This window comes from Rhizobium sp. R86522 (assembly GCF_042466255.1).
In the GTDB taxonomy this organism is placed as follows: Bacteria; Pseudomonadota; Alphaproteobacteria; order Rhizobiales; family Rhizobiaceae; genus Allorhizobium.
Window position 1 is genome coordinate 3,234,983 of record NZ_JAXHBX010000001.1, and the last position, 17,957, is coordinate 3,252,939.

The window sequence follows — 17,957 nt, forward strand, 5'->3', positions numbered from 1 at the left end:
GGAGGGATCCATGTTGCGTTTCATGCGGGCTGTCAGGCCCGGCCTCAGCTGGCTGAGCCGCGCCTGCCTTTATCTGGCCGGCCTCGGCGTGGTCCTGATGACCATCATCATCGGCTGGCAGGTTTTCGGCCGTTACGTGCTCAACGACACACCGAGCTGGTCCGAGCCCCTGTCGCTCCAGCTGATGTCCTGGTTCATCCTGCTGGGTGCTGCCGTCGGCGTGCGCGAAAGCGTGCATCTCGGGCTCGACATCGTTCGCCACAACATGGCGCCTCGCGTCCAGCGCCTGATGGATCTCGTCAGCCTCGGCCTGATCTGCCTGTTCGGCGGCGCCATGTCCTACTACGGGACGCAGTTGGCCATAGGCACCTGGACGGCTCGTATCCCGGTGCTCGGATGGCCGGGTGGCATAGATTTCATCCCGCTTATCATCGGTGGCGCGATGATCTCCATCTTCGCGCTTGAACGCTTCATCGACACGTTCATCGGACAGGTCGAAGCAGTCGCCGACGAAATCGCTCAGGCCGAGGTGGTGTGATGGCCTATACGATCCTCTTCGGTACCTTCGCCTTCCTGATGGTCCTCGGCATGCCCATCGCTTTCTGCCTTGGGATCGCGTCGCTGGCGACCGTCATCTATATCGGCATCCCACCGATTGTAATTTTCCAGCAGCTGAATTCGGGGATGAATGTCTTCGCCATGATGGCGATCCCCTTCTTCATCTTTGCCGGCGACCTGATGGTTCGTGGCGGCATCGCCTTCCGTCTCATTCGCTTTGCCTCCGGCTTCGTGGGACACATGCGCGGCGGGCTGGGGCAGGTGAACATCGTCTCATCGACGCTGTTCGGCGGCATTTCGGGTTCGGCGGTTGCCGATGCATCTGCCATCGGCGGCCTTATGGTGCCGCAGATGGCGGCGCGCGGCTACGATCGCGGTTACGCCGTGAACGTCACGATCAGCTCTGCCCTGATCGCCCTGATGATTCCGCCGTCGCACAACATGATCCTTTACTCGATCTCAGCGGGCGGAACGGTCTCCGTTGCGGATCTCTTCACCGCAGGCATCATTCCCGGGATGCTGCTGACCGTCGCCCTGATGGTCACCGCCTATGTCGTGGCCCGCAGACGTGGGTATCCGGCCGAACCCTTTCCCGGCTTCGGGAAACTGCTGGTCTTCTTCTTCGCCGCCCTGCCAGGTCTGTTGCTGATCGCAATCATCTTCGGCGGCGTGCGCTCCGGCGTCTTCACGGCGACAGAAAGCTCCTGCATCGCCGTCATCTACGCCTTTCTCGTCGCTGTTCTCGTCTATCGTGAGCTGAACTGGAGCGGCTTCGTGGAGGCGATCCTGGGGGCTGTGAAAACCACATCATTGGTGTTGCTCGTCATCGGCATGGCCGCTGCCTTTGCATGGCTCATGTCCTTTCTCCAAGTGCAGGTCACGCTTATCCGGCTGGTCAAGTCTATCTCGGACAATCCGATGGTCGTCCTGCTGCTGATCACCGTGGTTCTCCTGATGCTTGGCACCTTCATGGACATGGCGCCTTTGATCATCATCACAACGCCGGTCTTCCTTCCGATCGTCCAAGCCTTCGGCATCGATCCCGTGCATTTCGGCGTCATCATGATCCTGAACGCCGGGATAGGCCTGATCACGCCACCGGTTGGGACCGTGCTCTTCGTCGGCTGTGCCGTGGGCAAGATCACCATCCGGGAGGCGATGCAGACGATCTGGCCATTCTTTGGCGCCTGCGTGACGGTGCTTTTGTTGGTCACCTTCATTCCCGAAATATCGCTCTGGCTGCCAGCGCAGTTCAAGTGATCCTCCCGCCCTCGCATTCCGAGGGTTCTCAGCAGGGGCCTCGGCCCCTGCCTTTTTTCCTGCCCGAGCGACATAGTGCACATTCGATACTGTCATTCTGGCAAGTGAACCACACAAAATGACAGATTCTCGCCATTTCGGCGGAGCGCGACCACCGCTACAGTGATCCAACCTTTGTTTTCAACCGGTGGATCATGACAGCGCCAGCCCCTTCGGAAAAAGCCCTCGTCCCCTTCGTCAGCGTCGAAAACATGATGCGGCTCGTGCATCATATCGGAATCGAGCGCGCGCTCACCGAGCTTACCGACGTTATCGAAGCCGATTTCAAACGCTGGGAACTGTTCGACAAGACGCCGCGCGTCGCGTCGCATTCCCGCGAGGGCGTCATCGAGCTGATGCCGACATCGGATGGGGAGATCTATTCGTTCAAATACGTCAACGGCCATCCGAAGAACATGGCCGAAGGCCTGCAGACTGTGACGGCCTTCGGTCTGCTCGCCGATGTCTCGACTGGCTATCCGGTTCTGCTCACCGAAATGACCCTGCTTACGGCGCTGAGGACAGCGGCAACGTCCGCCATGGCCGCACGCCATCTGGCACCGAAGGGTGCGACCACCATGGCGATGATCGGCAACGGGGCGCAAGCGGAGTTCCAGGCGCTGGCGATGAAGGCCGTGCTCGGCATCACCCATGTCAGGCTCTTCGACATCGATCCGAAGGCAACGGAGAAAACACGGCGCAACCTGGAGGGCTCCGGCCTTCATGTCACGGCCTGCACAACGTCACAGGCGGCGATCGAAGGCGCGCAAATCATCACCACCTGCACCGCCGACAAGCAGTATGCGACCATCCTGACGGACAACATGGTCGGCGCCGGCGTGCACATCAACGCGATTGGTGGCGACTGCCCCGGCAAGACCGAGCTGCATCGCGATATCCTCTCCCGTGCCGACACCTTCGTCGAGTATCCGCCGCAGACGCGGATCGAAGGCGAGATCCAGCAGATGGATCCGGACTATCCCGTCACCGAGCTCTGGCAGGTGGTCACCGGTCAGATCGAGGGCCGCAAGAGCGAGAAGCAGATTACACTGTTCGACAGCGTCGGCTTCGCGATCGAGGACTTTTCGGCGTTGCGCTACGTGCGCGAGCGCGTGCTTGGGACCGCCTTCTTCCAGTCCGTCGACCTGATCGCCGATCCGGACGATCCGCGTGACCTGTTCGGCATGTTGCAGCGGGCCAAGGGGTGATCATCCGGTCGGGGCGGCTGCGGCAATTTAAGCAGACAGAAATATTTGGGGCTTAATGTCTCCTTATGGCGGAGGAGCATGCCCGAATGAATGAAGTTGAACGCCTACGGATACTCGATCAATACGGCATTCTGGATACACCACTTGAAGAACCCTTCGAGCGTATCTCGGCTCTTGCACGCCTGATATTCGACACCCCGATCGTGCTAATTTCGCTGGTCGACGACCGGCGCCAGTGGTTCAAGACGAATATCGGCATCGATATCCGCGAAACCCCACGCGAGCAGGCTTTTTGCAACGAGACGATCAGGAGCGATGACGTGCTTGTGATCTCTGACGCAGAACATGATATTCGAACGGCACTAAATCCCCTCGTTACCGGTAGCCCGCACATTCGCTTTTACGCTGGCGCGCCCTTGATTACGCCCGAGAAGGCGCGACTGGGATCTCTGTGCGTCATCGACCGAGCACCCCGTCGCTTCGATGAGCGACAGAAGGCAATCCTTCAGTCGCTTGCCGGTCTCGTAATGAAGGAGATGGAACTAAGGCGGCAGACCGATCATGACTGGCTCACTGGCGCTACGTCTCGCTCCGCATTCTATGGAACTTGGGAGCGACTGGCCGCCCGAATGACGCCACCGTCGATCGGCCTGATCAGCTTCGACATCGATCACTTCAAGCAGATCAACGACCGGTTTGGTCATATGACCGGGGACCGCGTGCTGATCGACGTTGTGGAGGTGTGCCGTGGCGTCCTGCGCGATGGCGATGTGATCTCACGGATGGGAGGCGAGGAATTCGCCGTTCTCTTGCCGGGGGCTACTGCCAAGAGCGCGCTTGCCGTCGCCGAGCGCCTGCGCCAGGCCATCGAAAGTTCGCGGAGGCCAGAGGGCGATGGCACGGTCACGGCGAGTTTCGGTGTCACCATGCTCGATCAGAGCGACATTGGTCTGGCAGATCCGCTGCGACGCGCGGACGAGGCTCTCTATCAATCCAAGGCCAACGGCCGCAATCGAGTCACCTGTTCCTGGGCCATGCCTGCGGAAATAGGCCCTGGCGTCGGTAGCGTGCGCAATGGGTCTTTAAGCAGATAGTCTGCCCGTTGGCCCGATCCGTTCATGCCGGCCCGAGAAGAATGTCCTCGGCTTCTTCACGTTCCATGTCGAGCACACGCTTGGCCAGATCGAAGCCGAAACCCTGGCGGGCAAAGGAGGCGATCTCCTTGCTCCAGCGGGCGTCATCGGCTTCAACATCCGGCCGGCGGAAGGGCCCGAAGGCCTTCTTGCGCGCGTAGACCACGGCCGAGCGAAAATCGTCGGCGTCGACGAGAACGGCTTCGACGATACTGCGGTCGACCCCCTTCTCAGCAAGCTTGCGGGCAATCGCACGCTTGGAGCGACCGCTGCGCGCCGCCGAATTCGCACGGATCTCGGCGTAATTCTGGTCGTCTAGCGCCTTCATGCTGCGCCCGAAGGCAAGGGCCGTCTCGGCCAGCGCGTTTAGCTGCCCCTCACTGATATCTTCGAACTTGCTGCGCGCCTTGCGCCTGATGGCGTCGGCGAGTTCCCGTTCGGTCATCATGCGCTTGGCAAGCCGATAGGCAGCCGAGTTCTTCGCCCAGGCCAACATGCGTGGCGTTGGCTGATCTTCAGTGGCTTTCGACGGTTCGTCCATGGGCCCGGTGTCCCAACTTCGTGGGCGATCGTCAACAGACATCTGGACGGTCGGGATCGGTCAATGAGACCGCAGCCACTCCGCAAGTTCGGCCTCGGCGCGCTCGAGGGCGCTGTAGTTCAACAGCTTGCGCAGCAGCGCGACCGTCACCGCCCTTGCCCTCAGATTGAAGCGCCCCTCGTCGCTATCCTCGACCGACATCTGGTAGACCCCCAGCTTCTCGTAGAGCTGCTGCAGACGGTTCTGCACGCTGCGGATCGACAGGCCCCGGCGCCGAGCGATCGTGCGGTCAGTGAGGCCGAGCGCGATATCCACCAGGATTTCGTATTCGCTGTCGCTGAAGCCTCGCACCTGGCCGAGGCTCTTCTGCTGCATGCCGCGAACCTCGCGGTCGATGACACATTGCGCCTCGACGAAGATGCTGCGAAGCGCGAGTTTCAGGCGCTCGTCGGAGGCTGATTTGAGGACGTAGCCGTAAGCTGCCCCATCCGGCACGATGCGGGAGACACCACGCACATAGGCCTCGTCGGAATAGTTCGACCAGAAGAGGATGCGGGTATCAGGGCGCTCCTTCCAGATGGTGCGCGCCGCCTCTATCCCGTTGCGGGCGTTCATCTGGAGGTCCATCACGACATGGGCGGACTTGTGGTCACGGGCCAGACGCTCGCCTTCGGCCCCATTACCGGCTTCGATGACCTTGTCGCATTCGGGAAGAGCGGCACAGACGGCCTCCAGCAAATACGACCGATGCAGCGGATCGTCTTCGACGATGAGAACCTTCACTTGATGTCCTCCAGCAATCCTGCCTTGGCGAGCGTGAGCGGCATCTGCACGCGCATCACCGTTCCTTTGCCCTCGCGCGCCGTCCCCAGCGTCAGCTTGGCGGAGATCAACCTCGCCCGCGTCACCATATTGTCGATGCCGCCGCCGGCGCTGCGGTCCGAGCGGGAAAGACCCTCCCCGTCATCGGACACCTCGATCGTCAGGGCATGTGCCGTACTCTTCAACTTCAGCTCCAGCACATTTGCCTGCGCATGGCGCACGGCGTTGTTGATGGCTTCCTGCGCAATCCGGAACAGGGCGATGCGGACAGACTGGTCGATGGTGTCGATCAGACCGTCCGTGTCGTCGCTGAGGCTCCAGGCAAGCTGCGAGCCGTGGTCGCGCACGGCGCGGTCGAGATGGTTCTCGATGGCGTGGGCAAAGCCGAAGAGCTGCAGGACGGAGGGCTTGGCCTCCTCGATGATTTCGCGGAGGTCCTGCATGCAATGCTGAAGGCCGCGTCCGACCGGCTCCAGCGCCTCGCCTTTCACGTCTCCTTCCTGCATGAGCCGATCGATGCGCCGCGACAGGCGGGTGAGGTCGGCGAGCGTCTGATCGTGCAGATCCATGCCGATGCGCTGCCGCTCGCGTTCCAGTGCTTCCGTCAGGCTCAAAGCCCCGGCCCGCAGCCCCTCCTCGCGGGCGCGTGCCTCGGCCTCGACGATCGCCGATTGTTTGGCCTGTTCGGCGGCTCTCAAGGCAAAGAAGTAGGGCGCGAGTAGGTCGGCGATGGACTGGGCATTGGCCACGTCCTGCTCGGTGTAGAAACCGACCGCATGCGACGAGCAACTGAGCGCGCCGATAACCTCACCGCGCACCTTGAGCGGTACATGGAGACGGCTGCGCAAATTGTGCTCGAAGATCGGGCGCGTGAAGGGCGTGTCGACGTGGTAGCGCGTCTCCTGCTGCGCATCATCCGTCAAAAGGAAGTCGATTTCGCCCCAGAGCAGGGTGCGGATCGGGCTGCTCGCGACCGGTGCGGGCGTGGTCTGACCCCAGAAGGTATCCAGGCCGGTCTCGTAAGCCGTGTGGTAGAGGCCGTTGACCATGGTGATGCAGACATCGAGGTGGTCATGCGGCACGATATGCGATACTTCCACGCCCACGGCCTTGATGGCCGAGCGGAAATCGAGCTGCCCGGCCAGGAGCCTGGATATGCCGAGATAGTGATCGAGCAGCGCTGACGGCGCGATCTTGAGCATGATGTCCTCCCCGCGACCACTCCCACGGCCGCATCTCCTTCATAACACATCTCGAGAGGGTGGTCGTCCTGCGGGATCCCGCAGGACTTTGCGTAATGCCCGCAAACGTCCTGCCGTCCCGAACCTGTACAGGCGTCGCCATTGCCTCCATCCTGATCCTGCCGAGAAGAGGAACTCGGCGGGGAATTCAGACCGGGACACGCCCGGCTGTTTGGAGGAAACCGGTGCCAAGAGCGCCGGACAACAGGGAGTGAGATCATGAAGACCAGCAGAACCCTTCTGGCGAGCGCGGCACTGTGCCTTATCGCCACATCCATGCCCGCAATGGCCGATACATCGGCCAAGAAGATTGCCCTTTCGAACAACTATGCCGGCAATTCCTGGCGCCAGGCCATGCTGACCAGCTGGGAAAAGGTGACCGGCGAGGCCGTGAAGGCCGGACAGGTCGCAGCCGCCGACGCCTTCACGACCGCCGAAAACCAGGCGACCGAACAGGCAGCCCAGATCCAGAACATGATCCTGCAGGGTTATGACGCCATCGTCATCAACGCAGCCTCGCCGACGGCACTCAACGGCGCCGTCAAGGAAGCCTGTGACGCCGGCATTACCGTCGTGTCGTTCGACGGCATCGTCACCGAACCCTGCGCCTGGCGCATCGCGGTCGACTTCAAGGAAATGGGCCGCAGCCAGGTCGAATATCTCTCCGGCAAGCTGCCGCAGGGCGGCAACCTGCTCGAGATCCGCGGCCTTGCCGGCGTCTTCGTCGATGACGAAATCTCGGCGGGCATCCATGCTGGCGTAGAGCAATTCCCGCAGTTCAAGATCGTCGGCTCCGTGCATGGCGACTGGGCGCAGGACGTCGCCCAGAAGGCCGTGGCCGGCATCCTGCCGAGCCTGCCGGAACTCGTCGGTGTCGTGACCCAGGGTGGCGACGGCTACGGTGCCGCCCAGGCGATCGCGGCTGCCAACCGTCCGATGCCCGTCATCGTCATGGGCAACCGCGAGGATGAGCTGAAGTGGTGGAAGGAACAGAAGGACGCCAACAAGTATGAGACCATGTCGGTCTCGATTGCGCCCGGCGTATCCACGCTTGCCTTCTGGGTCGCCCAGCAGATCCTCGACGGCAAGGACGTGAAGAAGGACCTCGTCGTCCCCTTCCTGCGCATCGACCAGGACAATCTCGAAGCCAACCTCGCCAATACCCAGGCAGGCGGCGTCGCGAATGTCGAGTATTCGCTCGAAGACGCCCAGAAGGTCATCGGTTCTGCGATGTAACCGACCGGAACCTCCCCGAACCGTCCGGCCTTCGGGCCGGGCGGTGTGGGGAACCTTTGGCGCGTGAGTGAGAGAGTTGTGCAGTATGAATGCCATGCTCGATAAGGGCGATGGACGGCCCGTCGTCAGCGTTACCGATGCAAGAGTGAGTTTCGGCGCGGTGAAGGCGCTCGACGGCGTCACTCTGGAGATCGGGGCTGGAGAATGCGTCGGCCTGGTCGGCCATAACGGTGCCGGCAAATCCACCATCGTCAACGTCATCAATGGCGGACTCAGCCCGCATGAGGGCACAATCCGATACGGTCACGGCAGCGGAGGCCACAGCATCAATGCTGCGCGCGACGCCGGCATTCGCTGCGTTTTCCAGGAACTGTCGCTCTGCCCGAACCTGACGATCGTGGAGAACACCCGCGTCATGCATCGCAGCCTGAAAGGCTGGGGCTGGCGCAAGCGGGGTGCTGCCCTGATCGAGAGCAAATTGCAGGAAATCTTCCCAGGCCATTCGATCGACTGCCACGAGGCCGTCGGCACGTTGACCATCGCGGAACGCCAGATGGTGGAGATCGCGATCACCTTCTGCGAGATCGGCGCTCCCGTTCGTCTCGTCATCCTGGACGAGCCGACCTCGTCGTTGGATGCGCGGCTTGCCGAACAACTGCTCGCCTATGTCGAGCGCTTTGTCCGCGATGGCGGCTCGATCCTTTTCATCTCCCATATTCTCGGTGAGATACTCTCGGTTTCCAGCCGCATCGTCGTCATGAAAGACGGCAGGGTCGTCAGCCAGAGGCCGGCTGAGGAATTTTCAGAACACGGCCTGATCGAGGCCATGGGCAGCGTGGTGAAGACTCGCGACGCCCGTACGAACCTGCAGAAGACCAACACGGCAAGTGTGCTGACCGCCGCGCCGGTGCGCGGGCGCGGCCTCCCCTTCCAGGCCATGAAGGGTGAGATTGTCGGTTTCGCCGGTCTCGGCGGCCACGGCCAGACCGAGATGCTGGTCGGCCTCTTCGAGTCCCGAACCGGCAACTGGCTGCGGGCTGATGACCCCGAAGTCGCCTTCGTCGCCGGCGACCGTGCGGTCAACGGCACCTTCACGCTGTGGAGCATCTTGAGAAACCTCAGTATCGGCATCCTGCCGGATCTGTCGCGGCTGCAGACCCTGGATTTCGATCGGGAGGAGACGCTGGGCCAGACGTGGAAGGACCGGATCGGCATCCGTACCCCCGACATGGACAATCCGATCCTGTCGCTTTCGGGCGGAAACCAGCAGAAGGTTCTGTTCGCACGGGCGCTCGCCAGCCGCGCGCCCGTGGTTTTAATGGACGACCCGATGCGTGGCGTCGATTTTGGCACCAAGCAGGAGGTCTATGCGATCCTACGCCAGGAGGCGGACGCCGGGCGGACCTTCGTCTGGTACTCGACCGAGATGGACGAGGTCTGCCTCTGCGACCGGGTCTATGTGTTCAACAACGGCATGATCGTTGCCGAACTGAAGGGCGAAGAGGTGACGGAAGAGAACATCCTCTCCGCCTCCTTCCAGGAGGCTGCATGACGAAGTTCTTCTCAGCCGATGGCCTGCGTCTCGTCATCCCAGCCATTTCGCTGGTCGGACTGCTCGCCGCGGTCTTCTATCTCCAGCCGCGAGCCATGAGCTATACCGGGCTGAACCTGCTGTTCAATCTCGCAGTACCGATTGCGCTCGCCACCATTGCGCAGATGCTGATCATGACGGTCAACGACCTCGATCTGTCGATGGGCACCTTCGTGAGCTTCGTCGCTTGCGTGACGGCGACCTTCCTGCAGTCTTCGCCTCTGCTGGGTGTCCTAATTCTGATGGCAGCGATCGGAGTCTATGCGCTGATCGGCGTCATGATCTACCTTAGAGACCTGCCGTCGATCGTCGTGACGCTCGGCATGAGTTTCGTCTGGGGCGGGCTTGCTGTCCTCATCCTGCCGGCGCCCGGTGGCGAGGCGCCCGGCTGGATCCGGACAATCATGACGGTCAAGCCGCCACTGCTGCCCATGGCCATCGTCGCTAGCATCCTGATCGCCGCCGTCAGCCACTATGTCATCATGCGCTCGTCCTTCGGCGTCGTCTTGCGCGGGGTGGGCGGCAATAGCCGCTCGGTTGCCCGGGCCGGATGGTCGATTATCGGCGCACGCGCCGCCGTCTATGGTCTTGCCGCCTTCTTTGCCGTACTCGCCGGCATGGCACTCGTGGGACTGACCACCTCAGCGGACGCCAATATCGCGCTGCGCTACACGCTGCTCTCGATCGCCGGCGTCATTCTCGGTGGCGGCGAATTCGTCGGCGGTCGCGTTTCGCCGATCGGTGCCGTCATCGGTGCGCTCACACTGACGCTGGCCGGCTCCTTCCTGTCCTTCCTGCGGATCTCGCCGGACTGGCAGATCGGCGCCCAAGGCGCGATCCTGATCCTCGTGCTGACGCTGCGTCTTGCCCTCAATCGCGCCGAAGGCCGGAAGGGCAAGTCATGACCCAAGCACTCTCCACGCTCTTCTCCCGGACCTGGATCTGGTCCTTCATTGCTGCGGCCAGCGTCTTCCTCGTCACCATCGTCTTCACGGGCGGGGCGAGCACCGTCGGGCTCGCACAGGCCGCCCTCACCTTCGGCGCCTTCTCGGTGCTGGTCGGCCTCGGTCAGATGCTGGTGATCACGCTCGGTCCCGGCAATATCGACCTCTCGGTTCCCGCCAACATGACACTTGCGGCAACGGTCTCGCTCAAGGTGATGAATGTCGAGAACAGCATGATCCTGACCGGGCTGCTGGTCGCCATCGGTGTCGGGATCGCGATCGGGATCGGCAACTATGCGCTGATCAAACTGCTCCGCATTCCGCCGATCATCGCAACGCTGTCGATGAGTTTCATCGTGCAGTCGACGGCGATCTGGACGAACCGGGGCTTGCGCATCAAGCCGCCAAGCTGGCTTGCGGACTTCACCACTTCTTCAACTGTGGGCATCCCGAATGTCGCGCTCGTTGCCTTGGTGTTCTCCGTCATCGTCTGGTACGTCCTCAACCGCACGGTCTATGGACGCTCGATCGCCGCGATCGGCCAGAGCATCCGCGCCGCACGCATGGCCGGGATCCCGATCGACGGCACGCGACTTGTCACCTACCTGCTTTGCGCCGTGCTCGCCTCGCTCTGCGGCTATCTGCTTGCCAGCTTCTCAGGCGGTGCAGCGCTCAACATGGGCACGGAATATCTCCTGATGTCGATCGCCGTCGTCGTCATCGGCGGCACGGCGGTTGCCGGCGGGAATTCGAATGTTCCGGGGATATGGGGCGCCTCGCTCTTCATGTTCCTTGTCGTTTCGATGCTGAATACCTACGGTTTTGGCGCAGGCATCCGCCTCATTCTCACCGGTCTCATCATCATCGCCGTCATCATGCTGCCGACCACACGCAGCGCCGGCAAAACCTGAAGCCCTGCCAGGATCGTCCCATGGAAAACCCGCATTACGAGATCCGCGACCCCCGCTTCTGCGACCTGCTCGTGTCCAGCGCCGGCTTGGATGAGCTTTACACCGGCTGCCGATGGGCCGAGGGTCCCGTCTGGTTCAATGATGGCGGCTATCTGCTGTTCAGCGACATTCCGAACGAACGCGTTCTGCGCTGGATCGAGGGTGCGGGAACCTCTGTCTATCGCTCACCGTCGCATTTCATCAACGGCAATACCCGCGACCGCGAGGGACGGCTCGTTTCCTGCGAACACGGCGGGCGCCGTGTCATCCGCACCGAGATCGACGGGACGATCACGACGCTTGCGGATCGCTACCAGGGCAAGCGGCTGAATTCCCCCAATGACGTCGTGGTGAAATCAGACGGCAGCGTGTGGTTCAGCGACCCGTCCTACGGCATTCTCTCTGACTACGAGGGCTACAAGGCAGACGAGGAACAGGCGAGCCGCAACGTCTACCGGCTCGATCCTACCACCGGCGAGCTTGCCGTCATGATCGACGACTTCCTGCAGCCGAACGGCCTTTGCTTCTCGCCGGACGAGACGTTGCTCTACGTCGCCGATTCCGGCGCCAGCCACAAGCCAGACGCCCCGAGATACATCCGCGTCTTCGATGTCACCGATCGCAAGCGTCTGACGAATGGGCGCGTCTTTGCCCATATCGACAAGGGCATTCCCGACGGCATGCGGACGGATGTCGACGGAAACCTCTGGTCGAGCGCTGCCGACGGCGTGCATTGCTTCCATCCCGATGGCACGCTGCTCGGCAAGATCCTGGTGCCGCAGGCGGTCGCCAACCTGACCTTCGGCGGCCCTCGCAAGAACCGCCTGTTCATCACGGCCTCGACATCGCTGTACGCGATCTACACCGCGACACGAGGTGCGCAGACGCCCTGAGTCGCGCCCGACTGCATAAAAAACAGGACCGCCCGCTCAGGAGAACGGGCGGTCGCGCGGTCATGCCACGTGTGGGATATGGCACGACCGGACCGGCCTGGCGGCGACCGATGAGGCGATTACGTGAGGAAGAGCGATCACGCAGTCATGGATTTGAAAGGTTCGGCCTGGCTCTCTACCCAGCTTTCGAAGCTCTGCGGCTCCGTGCCCGTCAGCGTCTTGAAGTCACCAGTGACGCGAGCCAGACCACCGTTTCCGACCATCGTATCGATAGATGCAAAGACGCGCGCGACGGGTTCCGGCAGACCAGCTCCAACCATGCCCTGGACGAGGCCTTCGACCGGAACATCGATCACGGTGATCTCCTTGCCGGCAGAGGCGGAGATGAGGGATGCCATTTCGCGATGCGTGTAGGAAGAAGAACCCGTCAGCGTGTAGACGGTCTTTTCCTTGTCTGCGGCGACGAGCGCCGCAGCAATCGCACGACCGATGTCATCGCGTGCGATGTGCGCCACCTTGCCGTCACCGGCAGCCGAGTACCAATGGCCCGAGGCAAGGGCGGGGCCTGCGCTCATCATGACGTTTTCGAAATACCAGTTGTTGCGCAGAATGGTCCAGGCCGGCACCGAGCTTGCCTCGATGGCCGCTTCCGTCCCTTCGTGGTCGGGGGCGAAGAGCAGAGCTGAGTTCACGGGCTCGGGCATCGAGGTGTAAAGCAGATGAGCGACACCGGCCTTTTCCGCTGCGGCAACGGCTGCGCGATGCTGAACGAGACGATGTCCCGGCCGGTCGAGCGTATCCGTGCTGATGATCAGCACCTTTTCGGCCTCGGCGAATGCGGCCTCCATGGATGCGGCATCATCAAAATCGACCCGGCGCACCAACACGCCCTTCGCGGCCAGTTCTACCAGCTGCTCCGGCTTGCGGCTGGCAGCGATGATGTCGCCTGCGGCGACGCCCGAGGTCTCAAGGAGATGATGGACAACGCGCTGGCCGAGCTGGCCCGATGCGCCGGTGACAAGATATTTCGCGGTCATGGCTCTCTCATTTTCTGGACCCTAAAATTTAGGGATGGTTTAATTTCTAGAGTAGGTCTATATTGCAGACTTCATATCTACCGTAAAGTAGGCAGTTTTTTAGAACCAGGTTCTGAGGATGGTACCGATGACAGCACATGGGAAGACGAAGACCGATTACACCGCAGCGATCCGTTCGGTGATGGCCATGATCGAGACGCCGGCGAATACGGTTTTCGATGCCGGGAATTGCCCGGTTCGCGATGTCTTTTCCCATATCGGCGACAAATGGGCTTCCCTCATCCTACAGACGCTTGGCTACAGGCCGCACCGTTTCGGCGAGCTGAAGCGAGCAATCCCCGACATCTCGCAGGCCATGCTCACGGGCACATTGCGCAGCCTGCAGCGTGATGGCCTGGTTCATCGCGAGGTCTTCCCGACCCAGCCGCCGAGTGTCGAGTACAGACTGACGGAGCTCGGGCAATCCTTACTGGGGCCTGTCGCGGCACTCGTGGTCTGGACGGCGGAACATCATGGTCGCATCCGCGAGGCGCGGGCTCTCTATGATGGCGAGAATCCGCCCGTGAAGAAGAAGGTCGCAGCCGCCTGACTGGCATGCTTCGCTGGTCAGGAATTTGCTAACCATGCAGATGAACGAAAACGATACGCAGCACCTATAAATTACCCCCTTATATATGGGGGTATATTATGTTCAGAAGATTTCTCTGCGACCGCAGTGGCAATTTCGGCGTCTTGACGGCGATCCTGCTTGTGCCCGTCATCGGAGCGGCTGGCCTGGCCATCGATATCAGCAACGCGCTGACGGTGCGAAGCACCCTCCAGGCGGCTGCCGACGCAGCTGCGATCGCAGCCGTTGCCGAAACCTCCGCCGGCGTCATGCAGGCGATGCAGATGAAATCCGACGGACAGCTATCGGCTGCGATCGCAGATGCCAAGAAGGTGTTTCTCGGTCACGCCAAGATGTCTCAGCAATACGATCTCAAGAACTTCGATGTGGAAGTCGTCAAGACCGGAACCCAGTTAAAGGCCGTCTTCACCTTCAACGCGACCATTCCCACCACACTTGCACGGGTCATGGGGCAGAAGGACGTCACCGTCAGCGGCAAGGCCGAAGCCGTCTATCAGACAGACACATTCCGGGACTTCTACCTGCTTCTCGACAACACGCCGTCCATGGGCGTCGGAGCGACTCCGGCAGACGTCACCAAGATGGTCAACAACACCAGAGACAAGTGTGCCTTCGCGTGCCACATCGTCAAAAACGGTGTCGAGGACACGAACAGCTACTATTACCTCGCCAAGAAACTCGGCGTGACGATCCGCATCGACGTCGTGGCCAAGGCGACGGCAGCGCTCATGGACACGGCCAAGACGTCGCGCAAGAGCTCCAATCAGTATCGCATGGCCGTCTACACCTTCGGCGAACGGGCCGAGGACACCAAGTTGCTGGAGGTCTCCGCACTTACCGACAATCTCGATCAGGTTCAGACCAAGGCGTCCAAGATCGGGCTGATGTCGATCCCCTGGCAGGGTTATGACAACGACCAGCAGACCGATTTCGACCGCGCCCTCAAGAGTATCGGCGATCTCATGGGCGCGTCCGGCACCGGTGCTTCTGCAAGTGATCCGGAAAAGATCGTGTTCTTTGTCTCAGATGGAGTGGGCGACGCCTACAAGCCAAGCACCTGCACCAAGAAGACCACCAATGGGCGCTGTCAGGAGCCGATCGACACTGCGCAATGCGAAGCCCTCAAGAAGAAGGGCTATCGCATCGCCGTTCTCTATACGACCTATCTGCCGCTTCCCACCAATGACTGGTACAAGAGGTGGATCAGCCCGTTCCAGTCCGAAATCCCTACGCGCATGCAGTCTTGCGCATCGCCGGGTCTCTATTTCGAAGTGAGCCCGAGCGAGGGCATCGCAGACGCCATGAATGCGCTATTCCTCAAGATCGTGAGCACGCCCCGGATCTCCAGCTGAGAGTACGATCCGAGGGCTCAGCTTCTCCGCATGGGGAAGCCCTGCAGGGACACGGTGTTGCCGTCACTGAACGCCAGGCCCTCTCGCTCGAAGGCCTCTCGAATCGCGCTCAGCGAAGCCGGCCGCGTCGAACGTTCTCCCTCCCCCTCGATCCGCCGGATCGACGAGACCGATACGCCGGACTGCCGCGAAAGGTCTTCAAGGGTCCATTGCAACATGGCCCGTCCCGCCCGGATCTGCATCGGCGTCACCGAGGGATCGGCGGCAGACCCGCCGCTGCCCATCATGGCAAATTCCTGATGGCGGATGATCATGCCCAGCCATTCATGCGAGCGCCCACCCTTGTGAAGCACGGGCACTGCGCGGGCATGAAACCATTCATATTCACCGTCCGCCCGACGGATGCGCTGATTGGAGCTATAAGGAGAGAGCGAGGAAACAGCTTGCTGCCAGGCGGCACTTACCGCTTCGCGATCATCTGGGTGGACCGCGCTTAGCCAGTTGCCGTCGAACATATCGGACTCACGTTGCCCGGTCAGCGTCGTCCAGCCAGAGGAAAATACGGGCTCGCCAGCTGCGGTCGCACGCCATTCCATGGTCGCGACGGCGCTGATCAATGCTCTGTAGCGGCCGGTGCTTTCGTCCAGCGCCTGACGGCTCTCATGTTGTTGCGAGACGTCCTGGAGGAGCCCGATGGCGCGCGCCGGGCGCTGCTCGGCGTCAAGCACCACCTCGGACCGGAACTCGACCCAGCGTACGGTCCTGTCGCCGCGGATGATGCGAAAATTCCGATTCACAGGCACACCCGAGCGTATCAGCGACCAGATATCTTCGCAGAATGTGCGATCCTCCGGATGTACCTGGTCGACCAGATCCGTCATTCGGAACGGCAGGGTTTGCTTAACCCCGATCACTCGCAAGAGGCCCGGGCTGCAGCTGCATTGACCGGTGGTGATATCGCAGGTCCAGAAGCCTGTATTGCCGTTTTCTTCGACGAGTTTCAGGAAATGTGTCGACGAAACGCCTGATATCTTCCTGGCGGCAATAGACGCGTCTCCCGCCTGTGCGGAAGAGGCATCACCCAGGGCGGAATCCAGAAAACTTCTCATTGCAGTTCGACAAAGTCCATCATGCGTCCGACGGGAAAGCCCTCGATCTCGGTCTATTGACAACAGTTCCCCCTGAAATGGGACGCTAGCGGCGGCGAAGGCTGCAGACAAGAGTGAAGTGGAAGATTGTGAATGCGCGCGGCCCGAAGGCGCAGCGTTTCTCTCCGCCATCTCAACAATACGTCCCGATCTCAAGCCTCATCCATGAGGAAACACGCAAGCAGCAGGCTTGTTGTTGGCCCATGATCATGGCAGGAAGTTTCCAGATGAGCATCACGAGAGAGCCATAGCATGTCGAACGTCATCAAGTTCGAGCGCCCGCCCGAAGACAAACCGCCGAAGCCGAAGGCCAGTGTTTCACCTTCGATGCGCAAGATCCTGATCTGGGCCGGGATCGCCGCGGCATTCGTGCTTACATGGGCCTATTTTACCCTTGTCGGCGGCGGCGCTGCTCCGGCTTGAGCCCAAGGCTCCTCAGGCCTGCGTTACGGCATCCGGGACCAAAGCTCCCCGGGCGCCTATTACCCTACCCGCCAGTCTGGCGCCGGCAGCAACCGCATTCTCAACGGATGCACCATTCAGTTCTGCAGCCAGGTAGCCAGCGTTGAAACTGTCGCCTGCGGCGGTCGTATCAACAACATGTTCGACCGAGGGGATGGAGAAGCGGGACAGTTCACCGCTGCTGCCTGCAAATGTGACGTCCTCGGATCCGTTCTTGACGATGACCCTTCGAGCCCCTTCCGCCTGATAACGTTTCGCCGTCGCGGCTGGATCGGCATCGCCAAACCATGTCGCCTCGTCTTCGAAGGACGGAAGGCAGAGGTCACTCACCGCGGCCGCCCGATGCACCCAGCCCCTCATGGTCTCCGGGTTGTCCCAGAGACGCGGCCGGAGATTGGGGTCGAAGACAACCGTTCCGCCCTTGCCTGCAAACTGGCCAAGCGCCTCGATCAGCGCCAGACGGTCCTGGTTCGAGAGAATGGCCAAGGTGATGCCGGACCAGTAGGCGAGATCCGCGCCCTCAAGTGCACGATTGAGGGCCCCAGGATCACTGGCGAGCCGCTTTGCGGCACTGTCGTTGCGCCAATAGGTGAAACTGCGCTCGCCGTCCTTCAAGGTGATGTAGTAGAGCCCGATCGTCTTGTCGGCCAGGCGGCGGACATGGTCGGTCCCGATGCCCTCACTGTTAAGGAAATCGACCATCCTGTCGGAGAGCCCGTCCGTACCGACGGCGCTCACATAGTCGACCTGCCAGTCCTGCCCCAGACTGTGACGCAGGTAATAGGCGGTATTGAGCGTGTCTCCGGCGAACCCCATGCTGAGCATACCGGGTGAACCGGTCTCCGACAGTTCGCCCATGCATTCGCCGATCGATACGATCCGTCCCATCTTCATCCCCCCGCCTTGTCGCTTCC

The 17,957-nt window shown here is 61.4% G+C and carries 18 protein-coding genes; 12 read left to right on the forward strand and 6 right to left on the reverse strand.

Annotated elements, in window-relative coordinates; genetic code table 11:
- Window positions 1-10: 10 nt before the first annotated feature.
- The 4 genes from SJY08_RS15660 (at window position 11) to SJY08_RS15675 (ending at window position 4,159) form a co-directional block, all read left to right on the forward strand.
- Window positions 11-538, forward strand: a complete 528-nt coding sequence (locus SJY08_RS15660; RefSeq protein ID WP_377276776.1) for a TRAP transporter small permease — start codon at window positions 11-13, stop codon at window positions 536-538.
- The gene (locus tag SJY08_RS15665; RefSeq protein WP_377276777.1) at window positions 538-1,818 is read left to right on the forward strand and encodes a TRAP transporter large permease; all 1,281 of its coding nucleotides are present in this window, start codon (window positions 538-540) and stop codon (window positions 1,816-1,818) included. Before SJY08_RS15660 ends, SJY08_RS15665 begins: the two co-directional genes overlap by 1 nt.
- Window positions 1,819-2,012: 194 nt before the next feature.
- Complete coding sequence (locus tag SJY08_RS15670; RefSeq protein WP_153761385.1) at window positions 2,013-3,065, forward strand: ornithine cyclodeaminase; 1,053 nt, start codon at window positions 2,013-2,015, stop codon at window positions 3,063-3,065.
- Between the two features lie 86 nt (window positions 3,066-3,151).
- Window positions 3,152-4,159, forward strand: a complete 1,008-nt coding sequence (locus tag SJY08_RS15675; protein ID WP_377276780.1) for a diguanylate cyclase — start codon at window positions 3,152-3,154, stop codon at window positions 4,157-4,159.
- A 22-nt stretch (window positions 4,160-4,181) separates the two neighbouring features.
- On the opposite strand, the gene SJY08_RS15680 is transcribed toward SJY08_RS15675, so the two are convergent.
- From SJY08_RS15680 to SJY08_RS15690, 3 genes are read right to left on the reverse strand one after another with little or no spacing between them, the layout of a single operon-like run.
- Window positions 4,182-4,739, reverse strand: a complete 558-nt coding sequence (locus SJY08_RS15680) for a regulatory protein RecX (protein WP_054149006.1) — start codon at window positions 4,737-4,739, stop codon at window positions 4,182-4,184.
- A 60-nt stretch (window positions 4,740-4,799) separates the two neighbouring features.
- A complete protein-coding gene (locus tag SJY08_RS15685; protein ID WP_054149007.1) occupies window positions 4,800-5,522 on the reverse strand; it encodes a response regulator transcription factor in 723 nt (240 codons plus the stop codon).
- Complete coding sequence (locus tag SJY08_RS15690; protein WP_300890637.1) at window positions 5,519-6,763, reverse strand: sensor histidine kinase; 1,245 nt, start codon at window positions 6,761-6,763, stop codon at window positions 5,519-5,521. The genes SJY08_RS15685 and SJY08_RS15690 overlap by 4 nt, the downstream gene beginning before the upstream one ends.
- Before the next feature lie 258 nt (window positions 6,764-7,021).
- Here SJY08_RS15690 and SJY08_RS15695 point away from each other — a divergent pair, with 258 nt between their 5' ends.
- The 5 genes from SJY08_RS15695 to SJY08_RS15715 all read left to right on the forward strand — a co-directional run bounded on the left by SJY08_RS15695 (window position 7,022) and on the right by SJY08_RS15715 (window position 12,416).
- A complete protein-coding gene (locus tag SJY08_RS15695) occupies window positions 7,022-8,038 on the forward strand; it encodes an ABC transporter substrate-binding protein (RefSeq protein WP_377276783.1) in 1,017 nt (338 codons plus the stop codon).
- Between the two features lie 85 nt (window positions 8,039-8,123).
- Window positions 8,124-9,590, forward strand: a complete 1,467-nt coding sequence (locus SJY08_RS15700) for an ATP-binding cassette domain-containing protein (protein ID WP_377276785.1) — start codon at window positions 8,124-8,126, stop codon at window positions 9,588-9,590.
- On the forward strand, window positions 9,587-10,534 hold the full coding sequence (locus SJY08_RS15705; protein ID WP_377276787.1) for an ABC transporter permease: 948 nt from the start codon (window positions 9,587-9,589) through the stop codon (window positions 10,532-10,534). Before SJY08_RS15700 ends, SJY08_RS15705 begins: the two co-directional genes overlap by 4 nt.
- Entirely contained in the window at window positions 10,531-11,484 is a 954-nt protein-coding gene (locus SJY08_RS15710; RefSeq protein WP_054149012.1) for an ABC transporter permease, read from the forward strand. The genes SJY08_RS15705 and SJY08_RS15710 overlap by 4 nt, the downstream gene beginning before the upstream one ends.
- A gap of 20 nt (window positions 11,485-11,504) precedes the next feature.
- Window positions 11,505-12,416: an SMP-30/gluconolactonase/LRE family protein gene (locus tag SJY08_RS15715; protein WP_377276790.1), complete on the forward strand. Its 912-nt coding sequence runs from the start codon at window positions 11,505-11,507 to the stop codon at window positions 12,414-12,416.
- A 137-nt stretch (window positions 12,417-12,553) separates the two neighbouring features.
- On the opposite strand, the gene SJY08_RS15720 is transcribed toward SJY08_RS15715, so the two are convergent.
- Window positions 12,554-13,453, reverse strand: a complete 900-nt coding sequence (locus tag SJY08_RS15720) for an SDR family oxidoreductase (protein WP_377276792.1) — start codon at window positions 13,451-13,453, stop codon at window positions 12,554-12,556.
- Between the two features lie 127 nt (window positions 13,454-13,580).
- On the opposite strand from SJY08_RS15720, the gene SJY08_RS15725 reads away from it, so the two are divergent.
- Both SJY08_RS15725 and SJY08_RS15730 read left to right on the forward strand, forming a co-directional pair.
- Complete coding sequence (locus tag SJY08_RS15725; protein ID WP_377276794.1) at window positions 13,581-14,042, forward strand: winged helix-turn-helix transcriptional regulator; 462 nt, start codon at window positions 13,581-13,583, stop codon at window positions 14,040-14,042.
- Window positions 14,043-14,140: 98 nt separating this feature from the next.
- Window positions 14,141-15,433, forward strand: coding sequence for a TadE/TadG family type IV pilus assembly protein (locus SJY08_RS15730; RefSeq protein ID WP_377276796.1), 1,293 nt, complete (start codon window positions 14,141-14,143; stop codon window positions 15,431-15,433).
- Window positions 15,434-15,450: 17 nt separating this feature from the next.
- Here the strand turns inward: SJY08_RS15730 and SJY08_RS15735 are convergent, their stop codons facing one another.
- Window positions 15,451-16,713 carry a PAS domain-containing protein gene (locus tag SJY08_RS15735; RefSeq protein ID WP_300890631.1) on the reverse strand — a complete coding sequence of 421 codons (1,263 nt, stop codon included), beginning with the start codon at window positions 16,711-16,713 and terminating at the stop codon, window positions 15,451-15,453.
- A gap of 120 nt (window positions 16,714-16,833) precedes the next feature.
- Here SJY08_RS15735 and SJY08_RS15740 point away from each other — a divergent pair, with 120 nt between their 5' ends.
- The gene (locus SJY08_RS15740; protein ID WP_300890630.1) at window positions 16,834-17,004 is read left to right on the forward strand and encodes a hypothetical protein; all 171 of its coding nucleotides are present in this window, start codon (window positions 16,834-16,836) and stop codon (window positions 17,002-17,004) included.
- A 12-nt stretch (window positions 17,005-17,016) separates the two neighbouring features.
- Here the strand turns inward: SJY08_RS15740 and SJY08_RS15745 are convergent, their stop codons facing one another.
- Window positions 17,017-17,937, reverse strand: a complete 921-nt coding sequence (locus SJY08_RS15745) for a sugar kinase (protein ID WP_054149017.1) — start codon at window positions 17,935-17,937, stop codon at window positions 17,017-17,019.
- Between the last annotated feature and the right edge of the window lie 20 nt (window positions 17,938-17,957).